General features: G+C 62.6%; 14 protein-coding genes. 11 read left to right on the top strand and 3 right to left on the bottom strand.

From position 1 onward, the window contains the following. The first annotated feature begins 264 nt into the window (after window positions 1-264). The gene (locus EGM87_RS19400; RefSeq protein ID WP_137709054.1) at window positions 265-921 is read left to right on the top strand and encodes an FABP family protein; all 657 of its coding nucleotides are present in this window, start codon (window positions 265-267) and stop codon (window positions 919-921) included. A 165-nt stretch (window positions 922-1,086) separates the two neighbouring features. Here EGM87_RS19400 and EGM87_RS19405 read toward each other — a convergent pair whose 3' ends face one another. Then, window positions 1,087-4,191 (bottom strand): TonB-dependent receptor domain-containing protein, encoded by a 3,105-nt coding sequence (locus EGM87_RS19405; RefSeq protein WP_137709053.1) that lies wholly within the window; start codon window positions 4,189-4,191, stop codon window positions 1,087-1,089. Between the two features lie 294 nt (window positions 4,192-4,485). Here EGM87_RS19405 and EGM87_RS19410 point away from each other — a divergent pair, with 294 nt between their 5' ends. Then, a complete protein-coding gene (locus EGM87_RS19410; RefSeq protein ID WP_503345430.1) occupies window positions 4,486-4,608 on the top strand; it encodes a hypothetical protein in 123 nt (40 codons plus the stop codon). 32 nt (window positions 4,609-4,640) lie between these two features. Here EGM87_RS19410 and EGM87_RS19415 read toward each other — a convergent pair whose 3' ends face one another. Further along, entirely contained in the window at window positions 4,641-5,522 is an 882-nt protein-coding gene (locus tag EGM87_RS19415; RefSeq protein ID WP_137709052.1) for an MBL fold metallo-hydrolase, read from the bottom strand. A gap of 159 nt (window positions 5,523-5,681) precedes the next feature. Then, on the bottom strand, window positions 5,682-8,108 hold the full coding sequence (locus EGM87_RS19420) for a TonB-dependent receptor (protein ID WP_137709118.1): 2,427 nt from the start codon (window positions 8,106-8,108) through the stop codon (window positions 5,682-5,684). A gap of 781 nt (window positions 8,109-8,889) precedes the next feature. Between EGM87_RS19420 and EGM87_RS19425 the strand changes: the two genes are divergently transcribed. Genes EGM87_RS19425 through EGM87_RS19465 form a run of 9 tightly spaced genes read left to right on the top strand, consistent with a single transcriptional unit; the run spans window position 8,890 to window position 19,882 of the window. Next, window positions 8,890-9,972 carry a putative urea ABC transporter substrate-binding protein gene (locus EGM87_RS19425; protein WP_099186751.1) on the top strand — a complete coding sequence of 361 codons (1,083 nt, stop codon included), beginning with the start codon at window positions 8,890-8,892 and terminating at the stop codon, window positions 9,970-9,972. A gap of 38 nt (window positions 9,973-10,010) precedes the next feature. Continuing rightward, a complete protein-coding gene (locus EGM87_RS19430) occupies window positions 10,011-10,826 on the top strand; it encodes an ABC transporter permease (RefSeq protein WP_044660832.1) in 816 nt (271 codons plus the stop codon). Beyond that, window positions 10,823-11,629 (top strand): ABC transporter ATP-binding protein, encoded by an 807-nt coding sequence (locus EGM87_RS19435; RefSeq protein ID WP_044660831.1) that lies wholly within the window; start codon window positions 10,823-10,825, stop codon window positions 11,627-11,629. Before EGM87_RS19430 ends, EGM87_RS19435 begins: the two co-directional genes overlap by 4 nt. Continuing rightward, window positions 11,622-12,098, top strand: a complete 477-nt coding sequence (locus EGM87_RS19440) for a CopG family ribbon-helix-helix protein (RefSeq protein ID WP_025546584.1) — start codon at window positions 11,622-11,624, stop codon at window positions 12,096-12,098. The genes EGM87_RS19435 and EGM87_RS19440 overlap by 8 nt, the downstream gene beginning before the upstream one ends. Further along, window positions 12,095-12,916, top strand: coding sequence for an urea amidolyase associated protein UAAP1 (locus EGM87_RS19445; RefSeq protein WP_099186752.1), 822 nt, complete (start codon window positions 12,095-12,097; stop codon window positions 12,914-12,916). Before EGM87_RS19440 ends, EGM87_RS19445 begins: the two co-directional genes overlap by 4 nt. A 15-nt stretch (window positions 12,917-12,931) precedes the next feature. Continuing rightward, window positions 12,932-13,567, top strand: a complete 636-nt coding sequence (locus tag EGM87_RS19450) for an urea amidolyase associated protein UAAP2 (RefSeq protein ID WP_025546586.1) — start codon at window positions 12,932-12,934, stop codon at window positions 13,565-13,567. Continuing rightward, complete coding sequence (gene uca / locus EGM87_RS19455; RefSeq protein WP_137709051.1) at window positions 13,564-17,160, top strand: urea carboxylase; 3,597 nt, start codon at window positions 13,564-13,566, stop codon at window positions 17,158-17,160. Before EGM87_RS19450 ends, uca begins: the two co-directional genes overlap by 4 nt. After that, entirely contained in the window at window positions 17,157-18,941 is a 1,785-nt protein-coding gene (gene atzF / locus EGM87_RS19460; RefSeq protein WP_137709050.1) for an allophanate hydrolase, read from the top strand. The genes uca and atzF overlap by 4 nt, the downstream gene beginning before the upstream one ends. 23 nt (window positions 18,942-18,964) lie before the next feature. Further along, entirely contained in the window at window positions 18,965-19,882 is a 918-nt protein-coding gene (locus EGM87_RS19465) for a Vgb family protein (RefSeq protein WP_137709049.1), read from the top strand. The last annotated feature ends 1 nt before the right edge of the window (window position 19,883 follow it).

Here is a 19,883-nt window from a genome sequence, read left to right on the forward strand (position 1 = left end):
AAGCGGTTCAGGGACGAACCCAGCACTGGATCATGCCGCGAATCGTGACGAGGGTTTCCGTCCGTATCGCCCGCCTCTTCTCCCATCCCGGCAATGCGTGCAACGGGCGCACCGATATTCCTTCGAGCGCTGTCCACGTTCACGCACGCGATCAGCGGCATATTTTTTGCCCTAAGCCTATGAGCCAGGCAAGAAATTGAGTCCTTGGGTCGACCAGGATCAGGTTCTATGTTGCGGGTTCCACTCGTTTCGCAGGGAAAGGCCATGAATCCGTTTCCTCAGGATATTTTTACCGAGCCAACCGGCGTCGACCCCGACACGCTCGCCAATCTGGGACCGCTGGCGAGGCTGGCCGGTCGCTGGGAGGCCCATAAGGGCGTTGATATCAACCCCAAGGCAGACGCTCCCGAGCGGCGCGTGTTCGTTGAGCGTGTTTCGTTCGATGCCATCGATCCTCAAACCAACGGGCCGCAGCTTTTCTACGGCCTGCGCTATCACACCCATATCACGACCGGGGAAGAGGACATTACCTTCCACGATCAGGTCGGTTACTGGCTATGGGAACCGGCGACCGGGCTGATCCTGCAGACGTTGGCTATTCCACGTGGGCAGGTGGCGCTGGCCGCGGGCCACGCCAAGGTCGGCGACGACAATTTGTCGCTGGTCGCGACACGCGGTCAGACGCAATATGGGATATGCTCGACCGCTTTCCTGGAATATGGTTTTCGAACGGATGCATACCGGATCGACATCCGCTTCGACGGCGACGATAGCTGGAGCTATGATATTCACACCACTCTTGCCGTCCCCGGCAGGCCCGACCCGTTCGACCATCACGATACGAATACCCTTCGGCGTGTGGCGCCGGGGAAACCCAATCCTCTCAAGCAGATTCTGGACCGACGGGCGAGGTCGAACTGATATCGCGGGCATCCCTGTCCGCTTTCGAAAACCGGAATTCGACGCTTGAGTCATTACCGAGGGTTAAGCTGCCCAAACGTCATTTTCGACCTGTATCGGTAAGTCACATGTTGTTGAGAAAGGGCACGCAAACCCGCCCGCCCTTTCCCATTCCCGCTTTGCAAATCAAAGTTTGACAGACACGCCCATATACATGAAGCGGCCGATATTGTCGTAAATGGCGTCGCCATCACCATTGCTGCCATTGCCGAACAATCCGTAGGGCGGTTTACGGTTGGTGAGATTGTCGACCCCGCCATAAAGGGTGAACCGCTTGTCGACATCCAGCGACGCACGGACCGAGTGATAGAAAACGCGCGGATAATAGACGGTGTCGGCATAGTTGGGGTCGAGCGCCGGCACGCCATAGGTGTCGTGCTGGGCTTCCCAGTCCGTGATCGACTGGCGGCCGATATAACGGATTTGATAGCCCAAGGTGAGATTGCGGTGCGTATAGTCGATGGACGCATTGACGTTCCAGATCGGATCGCCCAGCTCTCCCTTCACCCGTTCGGGCTGGCCGGGATTGTCGAGATAGGGATAGTCGGTGCGGGTCCGCACCCAGGTGCCGACGACCCGGACCGCGATCCTGTTGTCGGGGTCGAACCGATGATTATAGGCGACATCCATGTCGATGCCTTTCGCCACCAGGGCGGCGAAGTTCACCGTGCTCTGCAACAGGGCCGGTCTGGCGAACAGTCCATTGGCCTGACGGGGATAGATGAGCTGACAGAACTGGTTGTTCAGATTTGCCCCATCATAGCAGGCGTCGAGGATGGTCTGCGCATCCACGGCACTGATGACCTTGCTGATCTTGATGTCGTAATAGTCGACCGTGATCGACAGGTCCGGGATCATGCGCGGTTGCAGGATGAAGCCATAGGTCCAGCTGCGCGACTTTTCGGCGGTCAGATTGGGATTTCCGCCCGACAGAAACTCCGTGCTTCCGGCCCGCGCCACGCTGTTGACGAAGCCCGCGGGAACGCCGGCGGCGGCGCAATTGGCCGCGCGGGTCGACTTGCCCTTATCGATGAAATTGACGTCGCAGGGATCGTCCAGAAGATCGAAATTCTGTGACGGCGAGGAATAAAGGTCACTCAGAGTCGGCGCTCGCACCGACCGGGAGTAATTGACCCGGAACTTGATGTCGGAAACCGGCGCATAGATCGCACCGCCATTATAGGCCCAGACGGTGCCGGTTGCGCCTTTATAATCGGCCACACGAACCGCGCCATTGACACTGAGTTCCCGCGCGAATGGCATATCCTTCAGAAGGGGAACGTCCAGTTCGCCATAGGCTTCCTTCACGGCAAAGGATGGCGGATTGAAGTCAGGAATGGCGTTCAGGAAAGTATCGCCGCTCTTCACCGTATCGTCATAGGCGTAAAACGCCTTTTCCCGACGATATTCGGCGCCAATCGCAAAGGCGACGGGACCGCCCGGCAGCTCGAACCATTGCGAGCTGTCGCCCACCAGATTGGCGTTGATGTCGAACTGACTGGCGCTGCCCCGGCGATGGGATGTGGTGTTGATATAATCGAGCGCCGCCTGGCTGGGCGCGCCGTCCCCGAAGAGGTTGAGCGGTGCGCAGGCCGGGTCCGTGACGGTCACCTGATTGATGCGGCAGACGATATTGCCCGCAGCGTTGAAAACGGCGTCGGCCGCATTCTGAAAGCGGGATTCGATACGGTTGTTGAAGAACAGGGAGCGGCTCTTGAACTTCCCGTAGTTGACGGAAAAATCATAGCGCCAGTCGTCGTTGAACGTTCCTTCGGCGCCCACGACGATGCGATAGGTGTCGCGGCGGTCATATTCGTCGCGGGTGCCAAGATCGTTATTGTTGCGGTTGAGCCGGAAGAATTCCGCGCCCGCCGGCAGCAGCGAGCGGATGGTGGCGGCCGCGCCCGGCTGCAAATAGGCATTGTCGAAGAAGATCGGAACGCCCGATCCCAGATAGGTGTCGGGCGTCGCGGCCACGCGGATCGGATTGCCGTCCTCATCCTCCGACGCGACCGTTCCCTGATCTCCGCCCTGTCCGAAGGTTGGGCTACCCTGGTTGAAGCTCTTCACCCGGACGAACTTGGCTTCGATAAAGGGACGAAATGCGTCCGACACGTCATAATGGGCAAGGAAATTCGCGACGAAGCGCTTGAGCGAGGGGTCGAGCGTGCCGCGATCGTTCAGGGTCGCGCCGTTGCCATTCTGATTATTCCCGGATCCGGCAGGGCGGAAATCATTGCCATAGGCATATTCGTAAAGCGACCCGTCGGGGTTGAAGCCGAAAACGCGCGGGAAACCATTTGCGCGGCAGGCCCCCGCGGCGCCAGTGCCGCAGGACAGGGGGCTGCCGCCATTATAGGCGATGAAATTGCCGCCATTGTCATAACCGAAGCTGTGCACCCCGGTCAGGAAGCTTCGGTCGGGAATGTCATTGTCCAGAGACGGATTGTCGACCAGCTGGAATTGCCGCCGCCCGGAAAATGCCCCGGTCAGGGCCGGGCGGTCGGTATAGGTCAGCAAATTCGCGCGATTATATTCCAGGCTCAGCGCAACATTGCCCCGTCCGTCGGCGAAATTCCGGCCAAAGGTACCGGACAGCCGATAGGTTCCCCGGTCGCCATAGCTGGAGATACCGGCCTTGCCGTCAAGCGAAAGGCCTTCGAAATCGCGCTTCAGCACGAAATTGACCACGCCCGCCATGGCATCGGAGCCATAAACGGCCGAACTGCCGCCGGTCACGATGTCGACGCGCTCGATGAGGTCGGTGGGAATGGTGTTCGTATCGACGAGAAAATCGCCTTCGGAAGAGGTGACATGGCGACGGCCGTTCACCAGAACCAGCGAGCGCGTAACGCCCAGGCCACGCAAATCGAGCAGGTTGAGGCCGGACGTGCCGATATATTGGGTGGAATTCGCCTGACTATAGGACGACCGCAGCGAGGGCAGATCATTCAGCACATCGCCGATGACGGTCCCGCCGCTCCGGGTGAGGTCCGCAGTCGACAGCGACGTTACGGGGATCGGCGAATCCAGTGTAGGCCGCGCAATGCGGGAACCCGTCACAATGATGACCGGCTCTCCCGTGTCCGATGCCGTGTCGCCGCCCTGCTGCGCCGCTGCGGCAGCGGGGGAGGCCGCGTCCGCATTCGTCTGCGCACAGGCGGCACCGGTCGTGATCAGGAAAGCCGCGCCCCAGCTCGCCGAGCCAAGCAGAATAGCACGAAGCTGCATGTTACACCCCTCATCCCTTGCAGAAGGCATCCCTTACTGCCTTCGGGGATAGAACAAGCATCGGCCGTGTGATTTCCCGCACGACGCATAAATAGCTGCGCTGTCACTATTATATCACATTAAAGGTGGATGAACGGCGATTTGCCAGGGCCGTCTCTGCCAGTGGGCGGCAGATTTGTCCTCGATGTTGCGCATGACATCGGTTCCTGGATCGTCATGTGACATGCACCGAAAGCTTTCGATCAATGCGCCGCATCGGGATCAACTGCGCGCGTGGGTCGCGATGCAAGCCAGATGATCGATGCCGCGCAGGCGAAGAAGAAAGCAGCAAGGACGAAAGTCTGTCCGGTCGCCCGCGCGAAGCTTTCCAACTTGAGGCATATCGATCTTGCGCCAGAATCACAGACTTTGCTCTGATCTTGAAGGCAATCTTATCCGACGCCGCCGGATCATTCCGCGCGGGCGGGTACCGGGACAATGATGAAATGATCGTGGACTTGCCGCTGGTCGGGTGTCTCCAGCGGCTCTCGCAGGCCGGTCTGGAGTTCACCAATGGTTTGCGCCGGCAGGGGGAGGGGATGTTCGTCTGGATGGGTTGACGCTTCATGCCCATAGTCGCGCCCCGGCTCGGACGTCATCTCGATATGAGCTCCCATGACGGCGCAGATCGGATGCTTCGCCGCGAAGGCTGCCAGCCGTTCGATGCTGGCGCGATTGTCGGCCATGAAATTTACCGGCACGTAAAGGCGGCCGGGATAGAGCGTGTCGCCCGACAACAAGATCTTGAGGCGAGGGTCGTAGATCATGATTGCGGCGGCCTGGTGCCCTGGCGTTGCGATGACGCTGAGCGCGCGATCGCCCAGGTCGAAATTGGCAACTCCCTCGGGCCAATGGGAGATGCCGAAAAAGCTGGCCACGTCCGATGGCTTCAGCCCAACGACGGTCGTATTCGGGCGATCACGGAAGGCGGCGTCTCCGGCAACATGGTCGCCATGGCTGTGGCTATGGGCGACCACGAGCGGGATCGAACGGCGTCCGTGAGCGGCCAGCCACTGCGCGACCAGCCGGTCGACCGTCGGCCTGATGCGGCCGCCTTCGGCCCCGCTGTCGATCAGCAAAGCCCGGTCGCGCCCGAAGAGCAGATAAAGGAAGGGCGCTTCGAAATTGGTCTTGACCGACTGGCGGATGACGAAACTGTCCTCGTCGAGTTGCTGGACCTGGGTGGAGGGCTCCTGCGGCAGCGTGCCGTCGATCCACTTTTCCGCGAAGAGCTTCGGCAGCGCTACGCAAGCTGCCTTCAGGTCCGGGGCATATCCCGAGCCGCTCGCCATCAGGAGCGCCGCACTCAATCCAAGGGTTCGTACCCGTCGAACCCTGCGCGCATCAGCGGCCATGGCCCTTTCCCTTTCATGCAAGGCAGCATTGCGATGATCCTGCGCGCTCGCCGGGGCGCCATCCTTTCGAAATGGCGCCCCGGCAGCATCATCAGATCAATATTTGAAGCGTGCTTCGATGCCGAAGGTGCGCGGATTGATCACGGTCTGCTTGTAATAGCGCAGCACCACTCCATCGTTGAGGCCTACGCGCGAGCGGTCATTGGAGACGGAAGCCACCGCATATTTGTCGAAGATATTGTTCGCGAACAGGACGAGGCTGTAACGGTCCGTCTCATAGGCCAGCGAGGCGCGGTGCAGCACATAGCCCGGAAGCTTGTCGCCATAGGCGCGGTCCCAGCCCAGCCGCGTCACGACATTGCCGCGATAGGTCGCTGTCCAGTCCGCCGCCAGGTTCCCGGCCATGAACGGCATGGTGTAGGTCGCGCCCAGGCTGCCGCTGTTCTTTGCAGAGCCTGGAAGGCGATCACCCGATAGCGCGTCCAGCTTGTCCGGCGCGCTGGGATATATTCCAGCCGGGCTATTGACTGGAATATTCTTGGGCACGTCCTCGGTCAGTCTGGCGTTGACGTAGGAATATGTCCCCTGGATCGACAATCCGTCGATCGGCCGGACTTGGAACGAGGTTTCAAGGCCCTCCGACTTTGCCTTGCCACCATTGACCGTGATGCCGACCACGCCATTCAGGGTTGCGGATTGGACCTGGATGCCGTCCCACTTGATCTGGAAGACGTTGAAGTTGAACGTCAGCTTGCGGTCGAAGAACTGCGTGCGGATACCGATCTCTGCATTCTTGGTGGTATCGGGGCCATATTGGACTTCGTTCGGAAGGCCGCAAGGCAGCTGATCGTTGTTGATGCCGTCGCCGTCCGGATCGTTCGGCAGGGGCTTGGGGCACGGCGCCACACTGTTCGGTCCGCCGATGCGGTAGCCTTTGCTATACGTGGCGTAAAGCATGATGTCAGGCGTAAAATTATACGAGCTATTGAACTTCCACACCCAACCGCTCTTTTTCGCAGAACCGCCCGCTGGGTCCAGCTCATAGGGATTGATCGGAAAGCCTGGGATCAGCGGCACGGTCAGGTTGCCTGCGATGTCTGAAGAATAGCCGAAATAGCGCGCGCCTGCTGTGACTTGCCATTCGGGTACGATCCTGAACGTACCTTCGCCGAAGATTGCTTTTTCGGTCACTTTCGACTTGGTGTAGGACGCATATTCGACTTCATCGGGATTGATGGTGAGGTCGACCCACGGATGGCCCGGTACATGTTCGATATAGTCGCGATGCAGCTTCTGCTGATTGTAGAAGCCGCCCAGCACCCAGTTGAACGGACCGCCATGGCGGGAAACGAAGCGGACTTCCTGGTTGAACTGCTTGCGGCGGTCGTGGCTTTCGTTCCAGCTCGAAAAAGCGGGGAAGGATTCATAGCCATAATCGAGATCGAGCAGAAGGTCGGTATTGTCCGTCCGATTGTCGTTCTTGACATCGGTATAGGCAGTTGTCGAAACAAGATCGGCAATGTCCGCGAGGTTGGCGTTGATTTCCATCGCTCCCAGGTGCGCGCGGCGCTTCACCGGCTCGATATAACGCGCCGCACTTTGATATTTGCCCGTTCCGAGCACGCCGTCGCTATTATATTGACCTCCATCGGTCTTGGTCTGCTGGAACGCATAGGTGAAGTTGACCTTCAGATCCTCGCTGACCTGGAACAGCAACTGGTTGCGGGTGGTGAAGGTCTTCTCGAAATTGAGGTCCTTCTCCTTTCTCAGGTTCGCGGCATAGCCGGCGGGCGAGATGCTCGTCGGACCATCCGGCTGGGGCAGCGAAACGCCCGGCGTCTGGAGCAGCAGCGGATAGTCGATGAAGCCGGGATCGTAGAAATAGCCCGTGGCCGACCGGAAGGCGATATGATCCTTGACGATCGGGATGTTGATGACGCCGTCGACCTGATAGCCCAGCTTGCCGCTGTGGCCCTTGCCGTAAAGGCGGCTATGCACCTCGCCCTCAATCTTATCCGTGTCGGGCCGGTTGGGGATATTGCGGATCGCTCCCGCCAGGGTGCCAAGGCCATAGAGTGTCCCCTGCGGCCCGAGCAGCGTTTCGACGCGCGCGATGTCGAGCAATTTGAAGTCGTAATAGAGCGGAACCTCGCCGAGATAGACGCCCAAGGCCGTGTCATAGGAATTGCCGGTGGAACTGGAATCCGAAGCGTTGAGGCCGCGAAGCACGATCGTTCCGGTCGAGCCCGGGCCCGTGTCCGATATGGTCACGCCTGGCGTAAAGTCGGCAATGTCGCGCACGTCGTCGATCCGCTGCCGGGCGAGCTGCTCCTGGCCGACGGCGCTGATGTTGATCGGCACGTCCTGGATCGAAACCGCGCGCCGAGTGGCCGTCACGACGATCTCGTTGCCCTCGCCGCCTGCACCGTCAGCACCGTCCGCGGCGCCTTGAGCGAAAGCCGAAGTGGTCCCAACGCCCATAAGAATGGTCGCGCCAAGCAATGTATTGCGAAACAATTTCATAGTCACTTCGACCCCCTTGCAGTTGAGCCCCAAGTGACATCCTTCTCCCTGGCGCTCTGGCTAGGCCGGCGCCTTGTCGGCCGGTTCCCGGCCAGTCGTCATTGTCATGCCATGATGTGCATGGTCTTTTGCAACCGAAGCGGCTGCAATCGTCATTTGATCTGTTCGAGCGCCGTGCGATGAACCGGCAAGGTCACAATGCCGCGCATTGCTGGCGACCGGCGCCATAGCGCCTGAGAGAGCAGCATTGCGAGCCGTTCTTCGATTCACGAACCCTCACTTCAAGCCGGTGACTGCCCGGCTAATCTACCCTTTTGTTGCGCCGCTTCGACGAGCGGTCGATCAACTATACGGTATGGATATTACGTAATGGGTCAAGCGTAATAATTTCGCACTTGCTCAGTATGACTGCAATCGTTGGGTGCGGCGCACAATGTGGCGGTTTTCTTACGATGAAGACCGATTCCAATATTGGTGGGAGGAATGGCGGCGGGACCGGAGTGGGAATTATGTGGGACCGTTCGGCCCCGAATCGCAAACCCCGACCAACGGATCGACGCTGCCCGCTGTCTATCCGTCGGAATAACGCAATCTGGTCGATTCGGGGGGAGGGGCCGGTCATCGGCGCGGTCGCTCAGCCGGCCCGACGGCGGGTGTCAGGGCGCTGGACCCCGGATTTCCGCCACGATGGAGAGTATTACCTAAAACTTTAAAGGTAATAATTCTTGGTGGACAGACCCGTGCTGCTTTGCAATAGTGTTTGCCGAAAGGGGACGAAAGAATGATCCGAATGTTCCGCAATGCAGGCCGGGCTGCTCTGATGGCTGGAGCGCTTTTGCTTGTATCCTGCTCGCCAGCGCCGGACGCCCCCTCCCAGCCGAAGACAGAGTTCAACATCGGCTGGTCGATATACGCTGGCTGGATGCCATGGCCCTATGCCCAGCAGGCCGGAATCGTGAAAAAGTGGGCGGATAAATACGGCATCAAGATCAACATCGTTCAGGTCAACGACTATGTCGAATCGGTGAATCAATATACCGCCGGCAAATTCGATGGCGTGACGGTGACCAATATGGACGCCCTGACGATTCCGGCCGCCGGCGGGAAAGATACCAGCGCGATCATAGTCGGCGACTATTCGAACGGCAATGATGGCATCTTGCTCAAGGGCGCCGACAATTTTTCAGCGATCAAGGGCAGGCAGGTCTATCTGGTCGAACTTTCGGTCTCCCACTATCTTCTCGCCCGCGCGTTGGAGAAGTCGGGGATGAAGCCCACCGACATCAAGACCGTGAACACCTCCGACGCCGATATCGTCGGGGCCTTTTCCAGTCCGGACGTCACCGCGGCGGTCGCATGGAACCCGCAGCTTTCGGTCATGAAGGGACAGGCCGGGGCGAAGGAGGTCTTCAGCTCGGCCCAGATCCCCGGTGAAATACTGGATCTGCTGGTGGTCGATACGGCAACCCTGAAAGCCAATCCGAATCTGGGCAAGGCGCTGACCGGCATCTGGTTCGATACGATGGCGCTGATGAAAAGGCAGGACGCGCAGGGCAAGGCGGCACGCGAGGCCATGGCGAAGCTGGCGGGCACGACACCCGAAGTGTTCGAGAGCCAGCTGGCGACCACGCATCTCTATGCCGATCCCAAATCCGCCGTGGCGGCCACATCTGCCCCCGCACTCGTTCAAAGCATGGCGCAGGTGCGGGATTTCAGCTTCGCCCATGGCCTGTTCAAGGGCGCGGCCTCCGCCGATGCCGTCGGCATGAGCTTCGCCGGCGGGAAGACGCTGGGCGACGCGCAGCATGTGACGCTGCGGTTCGACGAAAGCTTCATGAAACTGGCGGCCGACGGAAAGCTTTGAGCTGCCCCGATCGATCCACTCTGTAGGACGATGATGATATGCGCTGGGTGAATCGACATGTCAGCCGAGGCGACCGGCTGCTGCTGGGGGCGGTGCCGATCCTGCTGCTGGTCCTGCTCTATCTTTTCCTGGCGGCTCAGCGCCACGCCGCCAATCAGTTCGACAAGATATTGCCGTTGCCCGATGGCATGACGAAGGCGATGTCCGGGCTGCTTTTCCAGCCGGACCAGCTGACGGGACAGCTGCTATTCTGGGCGGATACGCTGGCGAGCCTGGAGCGGCTTGGCATCGGTTTGGGCATCGCGACGCTCGCGGCGCTCCTTGTGGGGCTGGTGCTCGGCATCCTTCCCCCTGTGCGGGCAACCTTCGGACCTTTGGTAACGGGCATCGCCGTGATCCCGCCCATCGCGCTGCTCCCTATCCTCTTCATCGCCCTGGGCCTGGGGGAAACTGCCAAGGTCGCGCTCATCGTCATCGGCATAGCCCCTGTCATGGTGCGGGACATTGCCGCGCACGTCGCTGCCCTGCCGCGCGAACAGATCATCAAGGCGCAGACGCTGGGGGCGAGCAGCTGGCAGATCATGATAAGGGTGGCGCTGCCCCAGGCCATGCCGCGCCTGCTTCACGCCGTACGCCTGTCGCTGGGGCCGGCCTGGGTCTTCCTCATATCGGCCGAGGCGATCGCATCCGACATCGGACTTGGCTACCGCATATTCCTCGTCCGCCGCTATCTCTCGATGGATGTCATCATTCCCTATGTCGCGTGGATCGCGCTGCTGGCCGTGGTGATGGATCTTTCCCTCACCTTCCTCAGCCAGCGCCTGTTCCCCTGGGCCCACGGAGTCAGCCATTGAGCGCGCTTCTCTCTCTTCGTGATGTCTGGATCGAATATGGCGAGAAGATCGTGCTCGAACGCGTGACGATCGATATCGAGGAAGGGTCTTTCGTGTCGATCATCGGCCCTTCGGGCGCCGGCAAAAGCAGCCTGCTGCGTCTCATCCTCGGCCAGGAAGCGGCGACGCGGGGTTCCATCCTTCTCGACGGGATGCCGCTGACGCCTGAATGCGGACCCGATCGGGGCGTCGTGTTTCAGCGCTATTCGGTATTTCCCCACCTGTCGGCCTTGCGGAACACGGTTTTCGGGCTGGAATGCGCCCAATCGCCGCTTCTGGCGCGCCTGTTCGGCAGGGCTCGCAGCGCGGCGGTGGAAGAAGCCACCGAAATGCTGGATGCCGTCGGCCTTGGCGACAGCCTTCACCTCTATCCCGCACAGCTTTCGGGCGGCATGCAGCAGCGTCTGGCCATCGCGCAGGCGCTTATCAAGCGCCCCCGCATCCTGCTGCTCGATGAACCGTTCGGCGCGCTGGATCCGGGTATCCGTTCCGACATGCACCGGCTGATCACCCGGCTTTGGCGCGACTATTCGCTGACGATCATCATGGTGACTCACGACATCCACGAAGCCTTCAACCTGGGGACGCGGGTGCTGGCGCTCGACAAGCGCCGTCACGACCCGCACGCCCCGCACCGCTTCGGCGCGACGGCTGTTTACGACCTCGCCCTGCGCAAACGCGCGAGCGACGCGGCCGGGGAAGAGGCGATAGCCGCGCCGGAAAACGGCGACCGGCATCATGAGGAGAAGATTGGACATGGGTAGCGAATCTGCGGGCCTTGCAAGGCTGAGCATGAGCCTGCCGGCGGACCTGTTCCGGCAGCTCGACATGATGGTGGAGGAACGCGGACTGCCGTCGCGTTCGCAGCTCATCGCCGAACTCATCCGTCATGCGCTTGCCGAACATGAAGCCTTTACCCGGCCCGACGAGATGTTGGCCGGCACCATCACCATCGTCTATCGCGGCGACCGCGGCCGCGTGCGGCATCAGCTTGCCCAGACGCAGGCGGACTATCTGAAGGAGGTCATCTCCTCTCAGCATGTCTTTCTGGAGGATGACCAGTCGCTTGAGGTGCTGCTGGTGCAGGGGCCTGCCTCGCTGCTCAAGGAACTGTGCGATGCGCTTCGGCGGGTGCGCGGCGTCCACCAGCTCCAGCTCGTCACCACAACCGCCCTGCTGCCGCCGCTCTATGAACAGGAATCCAGCAAACAGACCAAGGGAGTGATGGCATGACGGCCCTTACCAACCCCACCGCCGCCCGCGACCATGCCAGAGCCAAGGCCGGGACCGCGGTGGAAGCCATGCCGGTGTTGCCGCCGGTGGCCAGCGACCTGCCGGACGGCGTGCCCGCGGACGATCTTCTGTGGGAAGAGACGATCGCGGCGGGCGGCTATGCAACGCGGCGTTTGCCGCGCGGCGCCCGCCTGCGGCTGATCGACCTCAAGGGCGATGCCTGTGCTTCGCTCCTCATCTTCAACGCCGAACTGCCGACCGAACGGCTCAACGTCGCCGATACGGTGAAAGTGCAATGGAACGCCTATCTCGGCACGGGCAAGCTGCTGCTGTCGGACATGGGCCGTGTCCTCATGAGCTTTGTCGAGGATGGGGCGGGGACGCATGATGCCTTCTGCGGCACCTCCAACGCTGCGACGAATGCGGCCAGATATGGCAATGGGGCCAATAGCGGCCCGACGCCCAGCGGACGCGACCGCTTCCTGCTCGGCGTCGCCAAACACGGCCTCCAGCGGCGCGACGTGCATCCGTGCGTCAACCTGTTCAAGGGCGTGCGGATCGAAGCCGACGGAGCGATCGTGCCGCAGTTGGGCCCCTTTGCCCAGGCGCGAAGCCTGGTGCTGCGCGCCGAGATGAATGTGATCGTGGTGATCGCGAACTGCCCGCATGTCCTGGACCCGCGCGAGGATTGGACCGTGACGCCGCTTCGCGCGACGGCCTGGCGCGGTCCGGTCACTCCCGCCGACGATGCCATCCGCACCGCCACTCCAGAAGGCCTGCGCGCCTTCGAGAATGTCGAAGACTATTTCCGCCGTTAAAAGGAAAACGCCTCAATGAGCGTCGATATTCACTTGTCCGGCCTTCCGGGCACTGTCCTCCATGACGTGATCGTGCCGGCGCGAGCGCCCTGGCTGCATCATGTCGCAGCCGGCCAGACCCTGCGGATCGTCGATCTGGAAGGGAATCAGGCGGTCGATTTCCTCCTCTATTCCGCGCAGGACGATGCGGAGCGTTACAGCGCGCAGGACACCGTCGCCGCGCAAGGCAATCTATTCCTTCGCGAAGGCGCGGTGCTGCGTTCCAACGAGGGGCGGGCGATGATGACGATCACCGCCACGTCCGTCGATTATCACGACACCATCGGCGGCGCCTGTTCCTGCGAATCCAACACGCTTCGCTACGGCCACCACACCAAGGCCGAACATGCCTGCGTCGAAAACTTCCTGGAGGCGAATCTGCGCGAAGGCCGGGGCAAGCGCGACATTGTCTCCAACATCAACTTCTTCATGAACGTGCCGGTGGAGGCCGACGGATCGCTGGGGATCGTCGATGGCATCTCCGCGCCCGGCCTGACCGTGGACCTGCGTGCGGAGATGGATGTCATCGTGGTGGTTTCCAACTGCCCGCAGATCAACAATCCGTGCAACGGTTTCAACCCGACGCCCGTGCGCATGATTGTCGCCGCATGAGGTTCGATACCGTTCTCATCGCGAATCGCGGAGCGATCGCCACCCGCATCATCCGCACGCTGCGCCGGATGGGCCTGCGATCAGTCGCGGTCTATTCCGAAGCCGACGAGGATTCGCTCCACGTCGCACTGGCCGACGAAGCGGTCTGCATTGGCGGCGCGCGCGCCTCGGAAAGCTATCTCAACATAGAGGCCATATTGGATGCGGCCCGCAGGACGGGATCTGGCGCCATTCACCCGGGTTACGGTTTCCTCGCTGAAAATGTCGAGTTCGCACAGGCTTGCGCGAAGGCCGGGATCATCTTCATCGGCCCCACGCCGGATAATATCCGCACCTTCGGCCTGAAGCACAGCGCGCGCGAGCTTGCCGCCGCGCACGATGTTCCGCTCGCGCCCGGCACGGATCTGCTCAGGGACGAGGCGCAGGCCGTACTCGCCGCTCGTGAGATCGGTTTCCCCGTGATCCTCAAGGCGACTGCGGGCGGCGGCGGCATCGGCATGCGCGTCTGCGAGGACGAGGCCGCCGTCCGCGAGAGTTTCGCCGCCGTCGCTCGTCTGGGCGAAAGCAATTTCGGCGACGCGGGCATCTTCCTGGAACGCTACATCCGGCGCGCGCGGCATATCGAGGTGCAGATATTCGGCGATGGCGAGGGGCGCGTCCTGCCGGTGGGCGAACGGGACTGCTCGCTCCAGCGCCGCAACCAGAAAGTGGTCGAGGAAGCGCCTGCGCCCCTGCTGCCCGACGCGGTGCGCAGCGCGCTGATCGCTGCCGCCACGCGGCTGGGCGAGGCCGCGTCCTATCGGTCGGCGGGAACGGTCGAATTTCTCTATGATGCGGAACGGGAAGAATTTTTCTTTCTAGAGATGAACACCCGCCTTCAGGTCGAACATGGCGTCACTGAAGAAGTGATGGGCATCGATCTTGTCGAATGGATGATCCGCGGCGCTGCCGGAGACTTCTCCTTCCTCGACAGGGAGCCGCCGCGTCCCAATGGCCATTCCGTGCAGGTGCGCCTCTACGCCGAAGATCCCGCACTCGACTATCGCCCGACTTCCGGCACGCTGGCGGCGGTCGCGTTTCCGCCCGACATTCGCGTCGAAACCTGGTGCATGGCCGGCAGCACGGTCAGCGCCTGGTACGATCCGATGCTGGCGAAGCTGATCGTGCACGCGCCCACCCGCGCCCAAGCCGTATCCGCCATGCAGGCGGCACTGGACCAAAGCCGTATCGACGGGATCGAGACCAACCTGCGCTGGCTTCGGGAGGTGGTGCGTTCGTCTCCCTTCGTCAGCGGGGAAGTCTCGACCCGCGTCCTCGACGGCATCGCTTTCCATCCGCGCAGCATCCAGGTCGTCAGCGGCGGCACGGCGACGACCGTTCAGGATTGGCCCGGCCGGCAGAAACTGTGGGCCGTGGGTGTTCCGCCATCGGGCCCGATGGACGACCAGTCGTTCCGGCTGGGCAACCGGCTGCTCGGCAATGCCGAAGGCACGGCTGGCCTGGAAGTGCTCCATACCGGCCCGACATTGACCTTCAACGCGCCAGCGCGCATCTGCCTGACCGGCGCTGATTTCGACGCCAAGCTTGACGGAACGCCGGTGCCGCGTGGCGTCGCCTTCGACGTGGGGGAGGGGCGGACGCTTAGCCTTGGCCGGGTGAGGGGCGGCGGCATACGCGGCTACATCCTCATGGCCGGCGGCCTGGACATCGCGCCCTATCTCGGCAGTCGCAGCACCTTCGAGCTTGGCCAGTTCGGCGGACATGCCGCGCGCCGGTTGCTGGCTGGCGATACGCTGCATCTGGCCGGTGACGGGGTCGGGCCTGCCTTGCCGGAAGTCGCGCTGCCGCCCTTGACGAATGAATGGACCTTGCGCGTGCTCTATGGCCCGCACGGGGCGCCCGATTTCTTCACCGACGAGGATATTGAGGAAATCGTGACGGCGGAGTGGCAGGTCCACTATAACAGCAATCGTACCGGCGTCCGGCTGATCGGCCCCAAGCCCCGCTGGGCGCGCACCGACGGCGGGGAAGCGGGTCTGCACCCGTCCAACATTCACGACAATCCCTATGCGATCGGGGCCGTGGACTTCACCGGCGACATGCCGATCATATTGGGTCCGGACGGCCCTTCGCTCGGCGGCTTTGTCTGCCCCTTCGTCGTGATCGCCGCCGATCGCTGGATCATGGGTCAGCTGGCGCCCGGCGACAAGCTGCGCTTCGTGCCGGTCGATGTCGAGGATGCGCGCGCGGCGGATTTGCACCAGCGCGGGCTGATCGCATCGGGTACGGCGCTTGGGGGCGGACCAGCCCGGCCCATCGGCACGCTCACCCCCATCCTTGCGGAAATCCCGGCCACCCCGGATCGCCCGCGCACGGTCTATCGCCAGCAGGGCGACCGCAATATCCTGGTCGAATACGGGCCCATCGTGCTGGATATCGAGCTGCGGATAAGGGCGCATGCGCTGATGGCCGAGCTGGAAAGGCTCGATCCTGCCGGGATTGTCGACATCGTGCCCGGAATCCGCTCCCTCCAGTTGCATTTCGACGGCGAGATCATGGATCAGCGAGCCGCCCTCGACATGCTGATGGCGGCGGAGGAGCGGCTGGGCGATCTGGCGGACTTCGTCGTCCCGTCGCGTATCGTCCACCTGCCGCTCAGCTGGCGCGATCCGGCCACGATCGAGACGATCGAGAAATATATGGGCGCCGTCCGCGCCGATGCGCCCTGGTGCCCCGACAATATCGAGTTCATCCGGCGGATCAACGGCCTTCCCGATGCCGCGGCCGTGGAGAATCTGATCTTCGAGGCCAATTATCTCGTCCTGGGCCTGGGCGACGTTTATCTGGGCGCCCCGGTGGCCACGCCGGTCGATCCTCGGCATCGGCTGGTCACCACCAAATACAACCCCGCGCGCACCTGGACGCCGCCCAATGTCGTTGGCATCGGCGGGGCCTATATGTGCATCTACGGCATGGAAGGGCCGGGCGGCTATCAACTGTTCGGCCGCACCATCCAGATGTGGAATACCCATCGGCAGACCGACGCCTTCACCGAGGGAAAGCCCTGGCTGCTGCGCTTTTTCGACCAGATCCGCTTCTATCCTGTAAGCGCGGACGAACTCGTCGAATGGCGGCGCGATTTTCCGAGCGGCCGACGCTCGATCAGGATTGAGCCGTGCGAATTCCGCCTCTCCGATTATCGCGCTTTCCTTGCCGACAATGCGAAGTCGATCGCGGAATTTGAGGCGCGACGACAGAGCGCCTTCGATGAGGAGCGGGCCGAGTGGCAGCGGAACGGCGAATTCGACCGCGTCGCTCATCTATCCGAAGCTGAGCAGCCCCAGCCGGACGCCGTGGAAATTCCCGATGGCGCCGATCTGGTCGAAGCGCCGTTCGGCGGCAGCCTGTGGAAACTGCTCGTTGGGCCCGGCGACGAGGTCGATGCCGGCGAAACGATCGCGATCATAGAGGCGATGAAGATGGAATGTGCCGTTCACAGCCCGGGCGCGGGCAGGGTCGAGGCGCTCTATGTGCAGGAGCGGCAGTCGCTGCAGCCCGGCGCGCCGATGATGGCGCTGAGGAGGCACGCATGACCGCGCCAGCCGGGAACCGGCTGAACCGCCGCAGCGTGTCGATGATTGCCGATGCGGTCAGGGCGGGGCGCATGAGCGCCGTTGCGGTGGCCGAAGAGACGATCGCGCGTCTGGCCCTTTATGACGCGGTTCAGCCCCAGATCTGGATCAGCCGGGTCGCGCCGGACGCCCTGATCGAGGCCGCCCGCACGGTCGATGCGCGGGTGGCGGCGGGCGAAGCCTTGCCGCTGGCCGGCGTCCCCTTCGCCGTGAAGGACAATATCGATGTCCAGGGGCTCGATACGACCGCGGCCTGCCCCGCCTTCACCTATCGGCCGAAGGCTTCGGCCACGGTCGTTGAGCGGCTGATCGCGGCGGGTGCGATCTGCGTCGGCAAGACCAATCTCGACCAGTTCGCCACGGGACTGAACGGCACGCGAAGCCCCTATGGCAGCCCCAGAAACGCCTACAACCTGTCCTATGTCAGCGGCGGCTCCAGCTCCGGTTCCTCGGTCGCCGTGGCGGCGGGACTGGTTGCCTTCGCGCTCGGCACCGACACCGCAGGATCGGGCCGCGTTCCGGCCGCTTTCCAGCATTTGATCGGGTTCAAGCCCAGCAAAGGCCGGTGGAGCAACAGCGGTCTCGTGCCAGCCTGCCGCACGCTCGACTGCATCACCGCCTTCACGAGCGACACGGCGGACGCCCGGCTGGTCGATTCCGTCGCGGCTGGCTTCGATGCGGCCGATCCCTATTCCAAACCGCTTGCCGACCGGCCGATCGGGCGCAAGAGGATCGGCGTTCCCCGCCGCGACCAGCGCTCCTTCTTCGGCGACGCGCAGTCCGAATATCTTTACGACCGGGCGCTCGACAGGCTCTCCACCGTCGCCGAACTGGTGGAGATCGACTATGCGCCGCTACAGGAAGCGGCGCAGCTCCTCTATGGTGGCCCGTGGGTGGCGGAGCGGACCGCCGCCATCGCGGACCTGCTTGCCGACCATCCCCACGCGATAGACCCGACCGTGCGTGAAGTCGTCGAGCCGGGACTGGAAATAAGCGCCGTCGATCTGTTCAACGGCATCTATCGGCTTGCCGAACTCAAGCGTCACGCCGACACGCTTTGGGAGAGCATCGACCTGCTCGCCTTCCCCACCACCGGCACGACCTATCGGGTGGCGGAACTCAAGGCCGCGCCGATCGCGCTGAACAGCGCCCTGGGCTTCTACACCAATTTCGTGAACCTGCTGGACATGGCCGCCGTCGCCGTGCCCGCCGGCATAAGGTCGAATGCGACCGGGTTCGGCATCACCCTGATCGGTCCCGCCGACAGCGATGTTGCGCTGCTCGACGCCGCCGACGCCTATATTTCGGCCGCGGATATTCCGTCGCCGCCACCGCTCGATCTGGAGGGCAAAATGGAAACCGTAAAACTCGCTGTAGTCGGCGCTCATCTGAAGGACATGCCGCTGCACTGGCAACTCACCTCCCGCGACGCGAAGTTCGTGGGTGCTTTCGAAACGGCACCCAACTACCGCCTCTACGCGATCGCGAACAGCGTGCCGCCCAAGCCTGCACTGGTGCACAGCGAGGATGGCGGATCGATCGCGCTTGAGGTTTACGAGCTTGGCATCGCCGAGTTCGGCAGCTTCGTGGTCGAGGTGCCGGCGCCACTTGCCATAGGCACGGTGACGCTGGCCGACGGCAGCAGCGTCAAGGGCTTCGTCGCTGAGCCGCGCGCGCTGACGGGAGCGGAGGACATCACCGCCCTGGGCGGATGGCGCGCCTATATCGCGCAGCGCGCCTGATCTTCGCAAGGAAAGGGCAAGGCATGAAAAGGCTCAGGAGATTGATCATGACAGTGGCGGCGGGATGTGCGGCTTCCATGGCCCATGCGGAGCAGGTGATCGAGGTGCCGGGCTTTGCGGACTTCCTGGCGGTCGACGGCGACAGCGTCTGGGCGACCAATGCCGGCCGGGTCGAGCGCTGGTCGCGGCAGGGCAGGCTTGCCGCCGTCGCCATGTCGAAACCCTGCGGCGCCATGTCCCTGTCCGACGGAGCGCTCTGGGTGGCCGATTGCCAGGAAAATGCGCTCATAAAGATCGATACGAAGACCGCGCAGAAGACTGCCACCATCCCCACCGGCATCGCCAATCCCAAGGGCGAACTGAATGTGGTCGCCGGTGCCGGATCGATCTGGGTCGCCAGCGATCAGAAGGGCGTCGTATCCCGCGTCGACCCGGCGAAGAACGCGGTGACGGCAACCATCCCCGTCAATCCCGGCACCCATTATCTGGCGTTCGGTTTCGGATCGGTCTGGGCGGTCAGCAGCGAGAGCCGCTCGATCCAGCGCATCGACCCCGCGACCGACAGCGTCGTCAAGACGACGGCACTGGGCAAGGAGCCGGGTTTCCTTGCGGCCGGGGAAGGCGGGGTCTGGGTTCAGGAGCAGGGCGACGGAACGGTCGTCCGCATCGACCCGGAAACTGGCGACGCGGCTGGCCGGGTGAAGGTCGGCGCAGTGCTGAAATGGGGCGACATCGATACGGGCGGCGGGCTGGTGTGGCTGCGCACCACGGAGGATCAGACCTTTGTCGTGATCGATCCCAAGTCGATGACGGTCAGGGCGCGAGTGGGGAAAGCGGAAGGCAGCGGCGCGCTGCGCTTCACGGATTCAGGCATCTGGACGTCCGCGCATGACGTGCACACGCTGACCTGGTGGCCCGATCCGGCGAAGCTGGCGAAATGAG

Origin of the sequence: Sphingobium sp. RSMS (assembly GCF_005406185.4) — a bacterium.
Taxonomy (GTDB): domain Bacteria; phylum Pseudomonadota; class Alphaproteobacteria; order Sphingomonadales; family Sphingomonadaceae; genus Sphingobium; species Sphingobium fuliginis.

What these genes read in the sequence shown, in the direction of transcription:
- EGM87_RS19420 (WP_137709118.1), bottom strand. Translation starts at nt 8,108, where the DNA reads ATGAAATTGTTTCGCAATACATTGCTTGGCGCGACCATTCTTATGGGC.
- EGM87_RS19430 (WP_044660832.1), top strand. Translation starts at nt 10,011, where the DNA reads ATGCGCTGGGTGAATCGACATGTCAGCCGAGGCGACCGGCTGCTGCTG.
- EGM87_RS19405 (WP_137709053.1), bottom strand. Translation starts at nt 4,191, where the DNA reads ATGCAGCTTCGTGCTATTCTGCTTGGCTCGGCGAGCTGGGGCGCGGCT.
- EGM87_RS19450 (WP_025546586.1), top strand. Translation starts at nt 12,932, where the DNA reads ATGAGCGTCGATATTCACTTGTCCGGCCTTCCGGGCACTGTCCTCCAT.
- EGM87_RS19445 (WP_099186752.1), top strand. Translation starts at nt 12,095, where the DNA reads ATGACGGCCCTTACCAACCCCACCGCCGCCCGCGACCATGCCAGAGCC.
- EGM87_RS19410 (WP_503345430.1), top strand. Translation starts at nt 4,486, where the DNA reads ATGATCGATGCCGCGCAGGCGAAGAAGAAAGCAGCAAGGACGAAAGTC.
- EGM87_RS19440 (WP_025546584.1), top strand. Translation starts at nt 11,622, where the DNA reads ATGGGTAGCGAATCTGCGGGCCTTGCAAGGCTGAGCATGAGCCTGCCG.
- EGM87_RS19425 (WP_099186751.1), top strand. Translation starts at nt 8,890, where the DNA reads ATGATCCGAATGTTCCGCAATGCAGGCCGGGCTGCTCTGATGGCTGGA.
- atzF (WP_137709050.1), top strand. Translation starts at nt 17,157, where the DNA reads ATGACCGCGCCAGCCGGGAACCGGCTGAACCGCCGCAGCGTGTCGATG.
- EGM87_RS19465 (WP_137709049.1), top strand. Translation starts at nt 18,965, where the DNA reads ATGAAAAGGCTCAGGAGATTGATCATGACAGTGGCGGCGGGATGTGCG.
- EGM87_RS19415 (WP_137709052.1), bottom strand. Translation starts at nt 5,522, where the DNA reads ATGGCGAGCGGCTCGGGATATGCCCCGGACCTGAAGGCAGCTTGCGTA.
- uca (WP_137709051.1), top strand. Translation starts at nt 13,564, where the DNA reads ATGAGGTTCGATACCGTTCTCATCGCGAATCGCGGAGCGATCGCCACC.
- EGM87_RS19400 (WP_137709054.1), top strand. Translation starts at nt 265, where the DNA reads ATGAATCCGTTTCCTCAGGATATTTTTACCGAGCCAACCGGCGTCGAC.